Genomic DNA, 13,016 nt, shown 5'->3' with positions numbered 1-13,016 from the left:
GCGTTCGGCCGGAAGGCGTTAGCGCCTTTCCCGGAAGAAATCCCGCAGCAGGGCCCGTGCGGCACCGGCGTCGATGCCCGAATAGATCTCGGGCCGGTGATGGCAGGTCGGCGACGAATAGAGCCTGACGCCGTTCTCGACGGCACCGCCCTTGGGGTCGTCGCAGCCGAAATAAAGACGCCTGATGCGGGCAAAGGAGATCGCCGCCGCGCACATCGGACAAGGCTCCAGCGTGACGTGAAGATCGGCGTCGACCAGCCTTTCGCTGCCGAGCGCCGCCGCGGCGGCACGGATCGCCAGCATTTCCGCATGGGCGGTCGGGTCGGCGCGCTCGATCGTGCGGTTTCCCTCGCGGGCGAGAATCACTCCGTCCTTGACGACAACCGCGCCGACGGGTACCTCCCCACGATCCCCAGCGGCACGCGCCTCTTCCAGCGCCAATTCCATGATCGAGCGCTTCATCTCGTTACGCGCCGCCTTTTCTGCTAAGAGCACTAGATGTCCGACGATAAACGATCTGGCGGCGATGGCCGCAAGCCCCCCCGTGGGCCGAAGAAGCCTTTTGGCGCTGCGCCTCCCCGCCGGCATGGGGCGGACGGCGACGCGCCGCCGCGTCGCTCCTTCGCTGCGCGGGACGAAGGCGGCGAGAAGCGCGGATCGTCGGGATGGTCGCCCCGTGTCACGCCGGAGCGCGCCGGGGGCGACCCTCCGCGCCGGCCGTACCGTCCGCGTGAAGACCAGGAAGGCGCTTCGCCCCGCCCCCGCAAATTCGAAGGCCGCGGCGATCGGGAGGGTGACCGTCCGTTTCGTCCCCGTCCTCGCGACGACAAGGACACGGCCCGGCCCTCCTTCCGCCCCCGCGGCGAGGAGCGGGGAGGCGACAGGCCGGCAGACCGGCCCTATCGGCCCTTCCGCAAGGACGACCGCAACAATGATCGCCCGGCGCCGGACCGCCGTGCCGGCAGCGGGCCTTTCCGCGGCAAGGACGACCGTCCCGCCCGCGACGGCCAGCGGCCGTATCAGGACCGCCGTCCGGAGGGTCCGTTCGAGGACCGGCCGCGGCGCGGCGGCGAGGGCGGACGTGCCTCCTTCGAGCCGCGCTTCGACGAGCGGCGTGAAGACCGCCCGGCTCGGGGCGCTCCCCACCGTGAACCGCCGCGGGGCGCGGCAGGCAAGGGCAAGCCGGCAGCCGGCAAGCCCGTGGTCGCCACCCCCGCCGTCTCCAAGGCCGCTGCCGTCCAGCCTGCCGCCTCGAAGCCGGCCGTCGCGCCCGCCGAGGGCACGTTCGAAGGCGACCGCATCGCCAAGGTGATCGCCCGTGCCGGTCTCGGCTCCCGCCGCGACGCCGAGGCCTGGATCGAGGAAGGGCGCGTCGCCGTGAACGGCGAGACGCTGACAAGCGCGGCGCGCAACGTCACCGCCGAGGACAGGATCACCGTCGACGGCAAGCCGCTGCCCCGCCGCGAACGCACGCGGCTGTGGCTGTATCACAAGCCCCGCGGCCTCGTGACCACGGAAAAGGACCCGGAAGGGCGGCCGACCGTCTTCGAGAATCTCGATCCGAACCTGCCGCGCGTGATGTCGGTCGGCCGGCTCGACATCAACACCGAAGGTCTCCTGCTGCTGACCAATGACGGCGGCCTTGCCCGCCAGCTCGAACTGCCCAAGACCGGCTGGCTCCGCCGCTACCGCGTCCGCGCCTTCGGCGAGACGGACCAGAGCAAGCTCGATGCCCTGTTCGAGGGGTTGACCATCGACGGCGTCGACTATGGCCGCATCGAAGCCAGGCTGGACAAGGAGCAGGGCGCCAATGCCTGGCTCACGCTCGGCCTGCGCGAGGGCAAGAACCGCGAGGTCAAGAATGTCCTCGCTTCGATCGGCCTCGACGTGAACAGGCTGATCCGGGTGTCCTATGGCCCCTTCCAGCTCGGCGACCTCGCCGAGGGTGCGGTCGAGGAGGTCAAGACGCGAGTCCTGATCGATCAGCTCGGCGCCGACCTGATCGCGGAAGCCGAATGCGAATTCGAGGCTCCCATATTCGAGCGTCCGGCAGCGGAGACGGCCGCTTCCAAGCCTGCCTCCGCCAAGCCCGTGTCCGGCAAGCCCTCCGACCAGGGCTACCGCCGCGGCCTGCGCGTCAAGGGCGAGGACGGCGGCAGCGAGCGCGTGATGCGCGGCAGCCTGATCGAGGATCGCTCCGGGCGCCGCGTGCTGGTGCAGCGCGTCGCCGATGTCCCCGACGACAAACCGGTCAAGCGCAAGCCCTACCGCGACCGGGACGAGGGTGGCGAGCGCTCCTTCAAGCCGCGTCCCTCCTTCCGGGATCGGAACGAGGGCGGCGATCGTCCGCGCCCGTCCTTCCGCGACCGCAATGAGGGCGGCGGCGAGCGTCCCTTCAAGCCGCGTCCTTCCTTCCGGGATCGGGACGAGGGTGGCGACCGTCCGCGTCCGGCCTTCCGCGACCGCAACGAGGGCGGCGGCGAGCGTCCCTTCAAGCCGCGCCCCTCCTTTCAGGATCGGAACGAGGGCGGCGACCGCCCGCGTCCGGCCTTCCGCGACCGCAACGAAGGTGGCGGCGAGCGTCCCTTCAAGCCGCGTCCTTCCTTCCGGGATCGGGACGAGGGTGGCGATCGCCCGCGTCCGGCCTTCCGCGACCGCAACGAGGGCGGCGGCGACCGGCCCTTCAAGCCGCGCCCGTCCTTCCGGGATCGGAACGAGGGCGGCGACCGTCCGCGTCCGGCCTTCCGCGACCGCAACGAAGGTGGCGGCGAGCGTCCGTTCAAGCCGCGTCCCTCCTTCCAGAATCGGAACGAGGGCGGCGATCGCCCGCGTCCGGCCTTCCGCGACCGCAACGAAGGTGGCGGCGAGCGGCCCTTCAAGCCGCGTCCGTCCTTCCGGGATCGGGACGAGGGCGGCGATCGTCCGCGTCCGGCCTTCCGAGACCGCAATGAAGGTGGCGGCGAGCGGCCCTTCAAGCCGCGCTTCGGCGGCAAGCCCGGCGGCAGGCCTTTCGGCGGCGGCAAGGGCAGGCCCGGGGGCGGACCGTCCGGACGCGGTCCGCGCCGGGACGGCTGATCGCGCGATCCATGCGTATCATCGGCGGGCAGTTTCGCGGCAAGCAGCTGGCGGCACCGAAGTCGGACGCCATCCGTCCGACTTCGGATCGCCTGCGCGAGACCCTCTTCAACATCCTCGTGCATGGCTATGACGATCCGGTGCGTGATGCGCGGGTGATCGACCTCTTCGCCGGCACCGGGGCGCTCGGCTTCGAGGCCCTGTCGCGCGGGGCGCGCTTCGCCACCTTCGTCGACGAAGGCGCCGAGGCACGCGGCCTGATCCGCACCAATATCGACGCGATGGCGCTGGGTGGCCGCACCCGTCTTTTCCGGCGCGATGCGACCAGGCTCGGCGCGATCGGCCCGATCGAGCCGTTTTCGCTCGCCTTCCTCGATCCGCCCTACGGCAAGGACCTCGCGCCGCGGGCGCTGGCCAGCCTGGGGGAGGGGGGCTGGCTCGCCGACGGCGCGCTCTGCGTCGTCGAGGAGGCCGCCGACGCACCGCTGGCGATGCCGCCCCGCTTCCGCCTCCTGGACCAGCGCGACTATACCGGCACGAAGCTGAGCTTCATTGCCTTCAGGCAGACGTGAAATGTGTCGATAACGCGGGGTTCGTCTTGCCGGCCTGTCGATATCCCATCGATTTGGGATATCTTCCAATTTGCACTCCTTCTCCCCATATCAGTTTGATTCTTCTGCCGTTGTCCCGATCGGATCATCAATGACGATTGCACTCATTCCCGGCCTCGCCGGCGCGTCGCATGCGCAGGGGCCGTCGATCACGGATTTCCAGCTCGACAATGGTCTGCAGGTCATCGTCATTCCGGACCATCGCGCCCCCGTGGCCACCCATATGGTGTGGTACAAGGTCGGCGGCGCCGACGAGCCGAAGGGCAAGTCCGGCATCGCCCATTTCCTCGAGCACCTGATGTTCAAGGGCACCGAGAAGAATCCCGGCGGCTTCTCCAAGCAGGTCGCCGAACTCGGCGGCCAGGAGAACGCCTTCACCTCCTATGATTATACCGCCTATTTTCAGCGCGTGGCCAAGCAGCATCTCGGCACGATGATGGCCTTCGAGGCGGACCGGATGACCGGCCTGGCCCTCACCGACGAGGTCGTCGATCCCGAACGCAACGTCGTCCTGGAAGAGCGCAAGATGCGCGTCGACAACGATCCGAACGCCCAGCTGGCCGAAGAGATCGCCTCGGCTTTGTTCACCCATCATCCCTACGGTACGCCGATCATCGGCTGGGAGGACGAGATCGAGGGGCTGACGCGCCAGGATGCCATCGATTTCCACGGCCGTTTCTACACGCCGAACAATGCCACGCTGATCGTGGCCGGCGACGTCTCGCCTGAAGACGTGCGTGCGCTCGCCGAATCGACCTATGGCCAGGTGGCCCGGCGCGCCGAGCCGCCGCCGCGTCTTCGCCCGCAGGAGCCCCGCCAGCGGGCCGATCGCCGCGTCACCCTCGCGGACAAGCGGGTGGAGCAGCCGATCTACCAGCGCCATTGGCGCGCGCCTTCCTATATCCGCGCCCAGAACGGCGAGGGCGAGGTCCTCGACGTGCTGTCGCAGATCCTCGGCGGCGGGCAGACCTCGCGGCTCTACCGTTCGCTGGTCGCCGACCGGAAGATCGCCTCCGCCGCGGGCGCCTTCTATGGCGGATCGGCCGTCGACGAGACGCGTTTCGGCGTCTGGGCGATCCCGCTGCCGGGGGTGACCTTCGACGTGATCGAGGCGGCGATCGACGAGGAGATCGGCCGCATCGTCGCGGACGGCGTCTCCGGCGCCGAACTCGACCGCGCCAAGACGCGCCTCGTCGCCGATGCCATCTATGCGCAGGACAACCAGTCGACCCTGGCGCGCTATTACGGCGCCATGCTCTCGGTCGGCGGCAAGGTCGAGGATCTGCAGCTGTGGCCGCAGCGTATCGCCTCCGTCGAGGCCTCGCGCCTGCCGGAGGTCGCCAAGGCCGTCCTGGTCGAAGGCAAATCGGTGGTCGGACTTCTGGAGGGACAGGGCTGACAGGTCCGTCCGGTTCGGTACTGCGTATTTCTCCGGTTCTCCGCCGGTTCCCTGATTGGGTATTTCGATGATTCAGAAGATCGTCTCGCCTCTCGGTATCGAAGCCTGGCTGGTCGAGGATTATGCGGTGCCGCTCGTCGCCGTCGATTTCGCTTTCCGGGGCGGCACGGCGCAGGACGGCGCGGTTCGGCCGGGGCTCGCCCACATGATGTCCGCCCTCCTCGACGAGGGGGCCGGGCCGCATGACGACGAGGCGTTCCAGCGCCTGATGGAAGAGAACGCGGTGGAATTGTCGTTCCAGGCGGGACGGGACCAGATCAACGGTTCGCTGCGCACCCTCGCCGATCGGATGGAGGCGGGTTTCGACCTTCTGCGCCTCGCCATCACCGAGCCGCGCTTCGAGGAGACGGCGGTCGAGCGCATCCGCCAGAGCCTGATGGCGAGCCTGCGGCGCGAGGCGAGCGACCCGAACGCCGTGGCTTCGCAGACCTTTTTCGCCCATCTCTTCCCCGGCCATCCCTATGGCCGTCCGCCGCGGGGAACGCTCGAGAGCATTGCCGCCATCCCCCGCGACGAAATCGCGGCCCAGCATCGGCGTCTGCTCGCCAAGGATGTGCTGTGCATTTCGATCGTCGGCGCGATCGCGGCGCATGATGCCAGGGACATGCTGGACAAGGTGTTCGGATCGCTGCCGACCACGGCGCTGTTGCAGCCCGTGGCGGAGACCGTGCCCTCCTCCCTCGGCGAACGGCGCATCGTCGATCTCGACCTGCCGCAGACGGTGCTGCAGTTCGGCACCCCCGGCGTGAAGCGCGACAGCCCCTATTACATGGCGGCGCTGGTGCTCAATCACATCTATGGCGGCGGCAGCTTCTCCTCGCGGCTGTTCCAGAAGGTGCGCGAGGAAAAGGGCCTGGCCTATTCGGTCTCGACCCATCTCGGCACGCTGGCCCATGCCGCCTTCCTCGGCGGCGGCGTGGCCACCCGCAACGACCGCGCCGCCGAGAGCCTCGCGATCATCGAGGCGGAAATGATGGAGATCGCTCGCAACGGGCCGACGGCCGCCGAACTCGAAAGCGCGAAGAAATATCTCACCGGCTCCTATGCGCTGCGCTTCGACGCCTCCACCAAGATTGCCAACCAGCTGACGCAGATCCAGGTGGAGAAGCTCGGCATCGACTTCATCGACCGCCGCAACGGTTTGATCGACATGATCACGCTCGACGATACGCGGCGCGTGGCGCGCCGCCTGTTCGGCGGCCCGAAGCCCTTCGTCGTCGCGGTGGGCCGGCCGGAGGGGTTGGCATAGAGCCGGTCCAGGCCCATATCGTCCGGTACCGCCGGGCGATATCTTGGCGTCCCCGAGGACGATTCGCTTCATGGCCATACGCGCGCTTCCGCAGATCCTGATCGACCGCATCGCTGCCGGCGAGGTGGTCGAGCGGCCGGCGAGCGCCGTCAAGGAACTGGTCGAGAACGCCATCGATGCCGGCGCGTCCCGTATCGAGATCGTCACGGAGGGGGGCGGGCAGCGCCTGATCCGCATCGTCGACGACGGCAGCGGCATGTCGGCGGAGGATCTGGCGCTGGCGGTGGAACGCCACGCCACCTCCAAGCTGCCGACCGAGGATCTGCTCGCCATCGACACGCTCGGCTTTCGCGGCGAGGCCCTGCCCTCCATCGCCTCGGTGTCGCGCCTGTCGATCACGACGCGGTTGCGCGGGGGTGAAGGCGGCTCGGCGATCACTATCGAGGCCGGTATCAAGCAGGCCATCCGCCCGGCCGCGATCGGCGAGGGCACCCGCATCGAGGTGCGTGACCTGTTCTACGCGACGCCGGCGCGGCTCAAATTCCTCAAGACCCAGCGCACGGAAGCGGCGGCGATCGCCGATGTCGTCAAGCGCCTGGCCATGGCGCATCCGGGCATCGGCTTCACCCTGGCGGGGGAGGACCACGCCCCCTCGACATGGCCGGCGGACGAGGGGCCGGCCCGCCTCGGCGCGATCCTCGGGGCCGATTTCATCGACAACGCCATCGCCATCGACGCCGCGCGCGGCGATACCCGGCTGCACGGGCATATCGGCCTGCCGACCTTCAACCGCGGCACCGGCCAGCAGCAATATCTGTTCGTCAACGGCCGGCCGGTGCGCGACAAATTGCTGCTCGGCGCCGTGCGCGGCGCCTATGCCGACCACCTGCCGCGGGATCGTTTTCCGGTCCTCGCATTGTTCCTCGAGGTCGCCTCGCGCGACGTCGACGTCAACGTGCATCCGGCCAAGGCCGAGGTGCGCTTCCGCGACGGCGGCCTCGTGCGCGGCCTGATCGTTTCGGCGATCCGCGCCGCGCTGGAGCGCGAATCGGGCCGCGCCTCCTCCGGCAATGCACAGGTCGCGCTCGGCCTGCTCGGCCGCAGTGTCTCGCGGCCGGCCGATGCGGACTGGGACTGGCGGGCCTCGCCGGCGGCACCGAGCCTGCCGATGGGGCTTTCCGAGCCGCGGCAGGTCGGTTTCGACGGGCTGGTGCAGCCTTCCGCCGATGCGCGCGCCGGCGCTGCGCCGGCACCGCCCGACAGTCTCGACCGGCCTCTGGGCGCTGCCCGCACGCAATTGCACGAAACCTATATCGTCGCGCAGACCCGCGACGGCGTGGTCATCGTCGACCAGCACGCCGCGCATGAGCGCCTCGTCTATGAGCGGCTGAAGCGGGAGCGCGCGGCGGCGGGCACCCGCTCGCAGCTTCTGCTGATCCCGGACGTGGTGGACCTCGATCCGGCCGATGTCGAGAGGCTGGCGGCGGCGGCCGGCGACCTCGCGGCGCTCGGGCTGGTGGTCGAGCCCTTCGGCCCCGGCGCGCTGCTGGTGCGCGCGGTTCCGGCGGCGCTCGGTACGCCCGATCCTGCCGCGCTCGTGCGCGATCTCGCCGACGGCTTCGCCGAATGGGGTTCGGAAATCGTGCTGGAACGCCGGCTCGACCATGTCGCCGCCACCATGGCCTGCCACGGCTCGGTGCGGGCCGGACGGCGGCTCCTGCCGGCCGAGATGGATGCGTTGCTGCGCGAAATGGAAGTGACGCCCAATTCCGGCCAGTGCAATCATGGCCGGCCGACCTATGTGACCTTGAAGCTCACCGACATCGAGGCGCTGTTCGGGCGGCGATAGGCTGGATTGCGGCGACAGCCGTCGGTCAAGGGACCGAAGGCACGCCGTCCTATCGATGTGCGCATGCCTTCGGAACGACGGCGAAGAACCCGCAGGATCGCCGGATCCGGCGGGTGACGGATCTTTATCCCTCTCGGCCGCCACTTTCCAATGGCCGGTCCGAAACGCGATGCAGGGGTTGTCCGCTCCATCCCTGCAGCACGAGGGCTCTCAGGCCGGCTGGACGCCGGCGCCTTCCGTCAATGATTGTTCGAGGTGCGCCACAGGCGCTCATACCACGGCTTGTCCTGGCCCGCTTCCGAGGGCAGGGGCTCGTCGCCGTTGAGCGGCGCCGAGGCGAGCGGGGCACGATAGCCGGTAGGCGGGTCGGTCAGCGAATGACGGGGCGGCTCCTGCCCCGGCGCCAGCGGTGTATTGTCCGAATTCGGGCCGAAATTCAGACGCTTCTGGAGCTCGCTCGGCTTCAGCGGACGGGAATCATGCTCCACTTCACGGCTATCCGTCGAGCGGAAGGATTCCTCGGCGCTCGCATGCCGCAGCGTGCCCGCCTTCATTTCTTCCGACGACAGCAGATTGTTGCCGTTGGGGGAGACGCGCGGCTCGGGCAGGTCAGCCTGCCGGCGCTTCTTCTCGTCCGGATCGTCCGGCCAGTTCGGGTCGTTCTCGGCGCTCTTGGCCTTTCCCGGCGACTGCAGGTCGCGCCGGTTCGGCATTACCAGCGGAGCGCGCTCGGAATAATTTATTTCCGGATTGGCGCCGGTCGTGCCGAACATCTTCTGAAACAGGTTCTGGCCGAGGGACTGCGCCTGCGCCGCGCCGACAGGGGCGGTGGTCGCCAGCATGGTCGCGGCAGCCAAACCCATCCAAATCTTCGTCCGCATCATCGATCCCGATTGTTGTAAGAGTGCTGGTGCATGATCTCGAAAATCGCAGAGTTTTGGGGCGAAATCATGCGCAAATAGGGAACTCGGAACATTGCCGCGCCCGGCCGGGGCCGGTCACGTCCCGGGGCAAACCGCATTTCCGTGGAAATGCCCTTCGCCCCGGCCTCTTTGATCTTTGCGTCTTTGCGATTTTTACCGATTCCGTCAAATCGCAACGCGCTCCATGCATTTTCCAGAAAAGCCGATCGACTTTTCGATCGAGAAAATGCGTCAGAACAACAAGTTAGAGAAAAATTACGATTCGATGGAAGCGCAATCCGCTCTAGGAACGGGTCGTCCCCGGATCCTTGTTGAGCACAACGTCATACAGCAGGAGGGCCACGCCTGCAACGATGGCGATATCGGCCACGTTGAAGACGTACCATTCGAACGTCCCGACATGGAAGAGGAAGAAGTCGGCGACGGCCCCGTAGAGCACGCCGTCGATGCCGTTGCCGATGGCCCCGCCGATGATAAGCCCGATGGCGACCGCCCCCGTCCGCGACGTGATCCTGGCGAGCCAGACCACCAGCAGCAGCACGGCGAACAGCCGGAACGAGATCAGCGCCCAGCGCCCGAACTCGCTGTTCTGCTGGAACAGGCCGTAGGACACTCCGCGATTCCACACCAGCACGATGCGCAGGAACGGCGTCCAGTCGAGCGGCCCGTTATTGGCGATGTCGAAGACGTGCAGCGACCAATATTTGTGGACCTGGTCGGCGATGGCGGACAGGACCGCCACCGCAAGGCCGAGCGTCAGAGAGCGTCCCTGGAACGGAGCGGGCATCGTTCACCGCTCTCCCGCGGCGCTTTGCCATTCCCGCATGGCGGCGGCGTCGCGCGGGGTCAGGTCCGGGAAGGCCGGGTCGGCGGTGGCGGGATCGAAATAGCGCCAGGACCGGGCGCATTTGATGCCGCCGGCCTTGGCGGGAACGACGGCGACACCCTCGACGCCGTCGAGGCGGAACGCCTCGGCCGGGCCCTCGCCCTCCACCAGCGTGAGGCCCGAGACGATGCAGACGTCGTCGAACTCCACGCTCTTCAGCAGGCGCAGCGTCACCGCGTCAGCCACGAACACCGTCGGCGCGGCTTCGAGCGGGGCGCCGATGCGCTTGGCCGCGCGCTCCTGCTCCAGCGCGCCGGTGACGACGCGCCGGACGCGCTTGATCACGTCCCATTTGGTCTCGAGCGCCGGGTCGCGCCAATGCGGGTCGGCCGGGGCCAACGGCTCCAGATGCACCGAGCCCGCCTCGCCGAACCGCGACGTCCAGGCTTCCTCGGCCGTGAAGCACAGGATCGGCGCGAGCCAGGTGACGAGTGCGGTGAACAGGCTGTCGACCACCGTCAGCGAAGCCCGCCGGCGGACCGAGGAGGCCGGGTCGCAATAGAGCGCATCCTTGCGGACGTCGAAATAGAAGGCGGAGAGTTCCGACGTCATGAAGGCGGCGAGCAGCGACACCACGCGCTTGTAGTCGTAGCCGGCATAGGCCGCCTTGACCTGCGGCGCCAGCTCGGCGAGGCGGTGCAGCATCAGCCTCTCGAGTTCCGGCATGTCGGCGAAGGGCACGGCCTCGCCGGGCTCGAAATGCGCCAGCGTGCCCAGCATCCAGCGCAGGGTGTTGCGCAGCTTGCGGTAATTGTCCTCAGCGGTCTTGAGGATCTCCGGCCCGATGCGCTGATCGTCCCAATAATCCGTCGTCGCCACCCAGAGCCGCAGGATGTCGGCCCCGGAGCGCTTGATGATGTCCTGCGGCGCCACCGTGTTGCCGATCGACTTCGACATCTTGCGCCCGCGTTCGTCGAGCGTGAAGCCATGGGTGACGACGACGTCGTAGGGCGCGCGGCCGCGCGTGCCGCAGCTTTCGAGGAGCGAGGAGTGGAACCAGCCGCGATGCTGGTCCGAGCCTTCCAGATACATCACCGTGTCGGTGCCGCCCTCGATCTTGCGGCGAATGCCGGCGAGGCCCGGGAAGTGCACGGGATCCTCCAGGGTGAAGGCATGGGTGGAACCCGAATCGAACCAGACGTCGAGGATGTCGTCCACCTTGGTCCAGCCTTCGCCGGCCCGGGCGCCGAGGAAGCGCTCGGCGGCACCCTCCTTGTACCAGGCATCGGCGCCTTCCGCTTCGAAGGCACTGGCGATGGCTTCGTTGATCGCCTCGTCCTTGAGGATCTCGACGCCCCCGCCGGCCTTCTCGCGCATGAATACGGCGATCGGCACGCCCCAGGCGCGCTGGCGCGAGACCACCCAGTCGGGCCGGTTGGCGATCATGCCGTTGATGCGGTTCTCGCCCGCCGCCGGCACCCATTGCGTCGCGGCGATGGCGTGGAGTGCCCGCGTGCGCAGCGTGGACCCGTCCCCGAGGGGCTTGTCCATCGCGATGAACCATTGCGGCGTGTTGCGGAAGATCACCGGCTTCTTCGAGCGCCAGGAATGCGGATATTGGTGCTTGAGCCGACCGCGCGCCACGAGGTTGCCCTGCGAGATCAGCGCCTTGATCACGGCGTCGTTGGCGTCGCCCTTGTCGCCCTTGTCGGTGAGGACGCGCTTGCCCGCAAAGCCCGGCGCCTCCTTCGTGTAGAAGCCGTCGCCATCCACGGTGTAGGGGATGTGGGTGTCGATGCCGCGGGTGTGGAGGTCACGGCTGCGGGCCATCCACAGGTCGAAGTCCTCGCGGCCATGGCCGGGAGCGGTATGCACGAAGCCGGTGCCGGCGTCGTCGGTGACGTGGTCGCCGTCGAGCAGCGGCACCTGGAAGCCGTAGCCGGGATCATAGCCGTGCAGGGGATGGGCGGCGATGAGGTCGGCGAGTTCCGTTGGCGCGACGACGTCGAGGCGCTCATAGCCGGTGACCTTCGCGCTCTGGAACACGTCCTTGGTCAACCTGTCGGCGAGGATGAAGGTGTCCCCGGGCTTCGCCCAATTGTCTTCCGGCGCTTCGGTGACGCGGTAGAGCCCGTAGGCGATGCGGCTCGAAAAGGCGATGGCGCGGTTGCCCGGCAGGGTCCAGGGCGTCGTGGTCCAGATCACCACTGCGGCGGCGGCGACCTCGCTGCGGCGCGCCCCGCCGATGATCGGGAACTTCACCCACACCGTATCGGAGGTGTGGTCCTCATATTCGACCTCGGCCTCGGCCAGCGAGGTCTTCTCGACCACGCTCCACATCACCGGCTTCGAACCGCGATAGAGCTGGTCCGTCATCGCGAACTTCATGATCTCGCGCGCGATCTGCGCCTCGGCCGGGAAGGCCATGGTGGCGTAGGGATGCTCCCAGTCGCCCTCGATGCCGAGGCGCTTGAACTCCTCGCGCTGCACCGAAAGCCAGTGCTCGGCGAAGGCGCGGCATTCCTGGCGGAACTCGATCAGCGGCACCTCGTCCTTGTTGAGGCCCTTGGCGCGGTACTGTTCCTCGATCTTCCATTCGATCGGCAGGCCGTGGCAGTCCCAGCCCGGCACATAATTGGAATCGAAGCCGAGCATCTGCTGCGAGCGCGTGACGAGATCCTTCAGGATCTTGTTGAGCGCATGGCCGATATGGATGTTGCCGTTTGCATAGGGGGGGCCGTCATGCAGCACGAATTTCGGCCGTCCGGCTGCGCTTTCGCGCAGGCGACGGTAGAGGCCGGCCTTCTGCCAGCGCGCCAGGATCTCCGGCTCCTTCTGCGGCAGCCCGCCGCGCATCGGAAAGCTGGTCTGCGGCAGGAACAGGGTCTTGGAATAGTCGAAGCCCTCGGCTTCGCTGGGGGTCGTGACGTCGGTCATCGTGAAAAGCCTGTCGAGGCGAACGGGGAAAAGCGGCGCAAACCCGGACCTTCCGCGGAGCTCAGGCGAGCCCGCACGCGAAAGCCG

The 13,016-nt window shown here is 68.2% G+C and carries 9 protein-coding genes; 5 read left to right on the top strand and 4 right to left on the bottom strand.

Going from position 1 to position 13,016, the window contains the following annotated elements; translation table 11 throughout:
- Positions 1 to 18: 18 nt before the first annotated feature.
- On the bottom strand, positions 19 to 462 hold the full coding sequence (locus J3R73_RS23845; RefSeq protein ID WP_307437647.1) for a nucleoside deaminase: 444 nt from the start codon (positions 460 to 462) through the stop codon (positions 19 to 21).
- 36 nt (positions 463 to 498) lie between these two features.
- On the opposite strand from J3R73_RS23845, the gene J3R73_RS23840 reads away from it, so the two are divergent.
- The 5 genes from J3R73_RS23840 to mutL all read left to right on the top strand — a co-directional run bounded on the left by J3R73_RS23840 (position 499) and on the right by mutL (position 8,243).
- The gene (locus J3R73_RS23840) at positions 499 to 3,075 is read left to right on the top strand and encodes a pseudouridine synthase (protein ID WP_307433082.1); all 2,577 of its coding nucleotides are present in this window, start codon (positions 499 to 501) and stop codon (positions 3,073 to 3,075) included.
- 11 nt (positions 3,076 to 3,086) lie between these two features.
- The gene (rsmD, locus tag J3R73_RS23835) at positions 3,087 to 3,647 is read left to right on the top strand and encodes a 16S rRNA (guanine(966)-N(2))-methyltransferase RsmD (protein WP_307433079.1); all 561 of its coding nucleotides are present in this window, start codon (positions 3,087 to 3,089) and stop codon (positions 3,645 to 3,647) included.
- Positions 3,648 to 3,777: 130 nt separating this feature from the next.
- A complete protein-coding gene (locus J3R73_RS23830; RefSeq protein WP_307433076.1) occupies positions 3,778 to 5,085 on the top strand; it encodes a M16 family metallopeptidase in 1,308 nt (435 codons plus the stop codon).
- Between the two features lie 67 nt (positions 5,086 to 5,152).
- Positions 5,153 to 6,394, top strand: coding sequence for a M16 family metallopeptidase (locus tag J3R73_RS23825; RefSeq protein WP_307433074.1), 1,242 nt, complete (start codon positions 5,153 to 5,155; stop codon positions 6,392 to 6,394).
- A gap of 70 nt (positions 6,395 to 6,464) precedes the next feature.
- Positions 6,465 to 8,243 (top strand): DNA mismatch repair endonuclease MutL, encoded by a 1,779-nt coding sequence (mutL, locus tag J3R73_RS23820; RefSeq protein WP_307433072.1) that lies wholly within the window; start codon positions 6,465 to 6,467, stop codon positions 8,241 to 8,243.
- A gap of 239 nt (positions 8,244 to 8,482) precedes the next feature.
- On the opposite strand, the gene J3R73_RS23815 is transcribed toward mutL, so the two are convergent.
- From J3R73_RS23815 to ileS, 3 genes are all read right to left on the bottom strand, one after another.
- Positions 8,483 to 9,106, bottom strand: a complete 624-nt coding sequence (locus J3R73_RS23815; protein WP_307433069.1) for a hypothetical protein — start codon at positions 9,104 to 9,106, stop codon at positions 8,483 to 8,485.
- Between the two features lie 343 nt (positions 9,107 to 9,449).
- Positions 9,450 to 9,953 (bottom strand): signal peptidase II, encoded by a 504-nt coding sequence (gene lspA, locus J3R73_RS23810; RefSeq protein ID WP_307433066.1) that lies wholly within the window; start codon positions 9,951 to 9,953, stop codon positions 9,450 to 9,452.
- A gap of 3 nt (positions 9,954 to 9,956) precedes the next feature.
- Positions 9,957 to 12,929, bottom strand: coding sequence for an isoleucine--tRNA ligase (gene ileS / locus J3R73_RS23805; protein WP_307433063.1), 2,973 nt, complete (start codon positions 12,927 to 12,929; stop codon positions 9,957 to 9,959).
- Between the last annotated feature and the right edge of the window lie 87 nt (positions 12,930 to 13,016).

The sequence above is a fragment of the Labrys monachus genome (assembly GCF_030814655.1).
Lineage (GTDB): Bacteria > Pseudomonadota > Alphaproteobacteria > Rhizobiales > Labraceae > Labrys > Labrys monacha.
The sequence above is the reverse complement of the archived record's forward strand: the minus strand, read 5'-3'. Positions and strand labels throughout refer to the sequence as shown.

What these genes read in the sequence shown, in the direction of transcription:
- J3R73_RS23845 (WP_307437647.1), bottom strand. Translation starts at nt 462, where the DNA reads ATGAAGCGCTCGATCATGGAATTGGCGCTGGAAGAGGCGCGTGCCGCT.
- J3R73_RS23840 (WP_307433082.1), top strand. Translation starts at nt 499, where the DNA reads ATGTCCGACGATAAACGATCTGGCGGCGATGGCCGCAAGCCCCCCCGT.
- rsmD (WP_307433079.1), top strand. Translation starts at nt 3,087, where the DNA reads ATGCGTATCATCGGCGGGCAGTTTCGCGGCAAGCAGCTGGCGGCACCG.
- J3R73_RS23830 (WP_307433076.1), top strand. Translation starts at nt 3,778, where the DNA reads ATGACGATTGCACTCATTCCCGGCCTCGCCGGCGCGTCGCATGCGCAG.
- J3R73_RS23825 (WP_307433074.1), top strand. Translation starts at nt 5,153, where the DNA reads ATGATTCAGAAGATCGTCTCGCCTCTCGGTATCGAAGCCTGGCTGGTC.
- mutL (WP_307433072.1), top strand. Translation starts at nt 6,465, where the DNA reads ATGGCCATACGCGCGCTTCCGCAGATCCTGATCGACCGCATCGCTGCC.
- J3R73_RS23815 (WP_307433069.1), bottom strand. Translation starts at nt 9,106, where the DNA reads ATGGGTTTGGCTGCCGCGACCATGCTGGCGACCACCGCCCCTGTCGGC.
- lspA (WP_307433066.1), bottom strand. Translation starts at nt 9,953, where the DNA reads ATGCCCGCTCCGTTCCAGGGACGCTCTCTGACGCTCGGCCTTGCGGTG.
- ileS (WP_307433063.1), bottom strand. Translation starts at nt 12,929, where the DNA reads ATGACCGACGTCACGACCCCCAGCGAAGCCGAGGGCTTCGACTATTCC.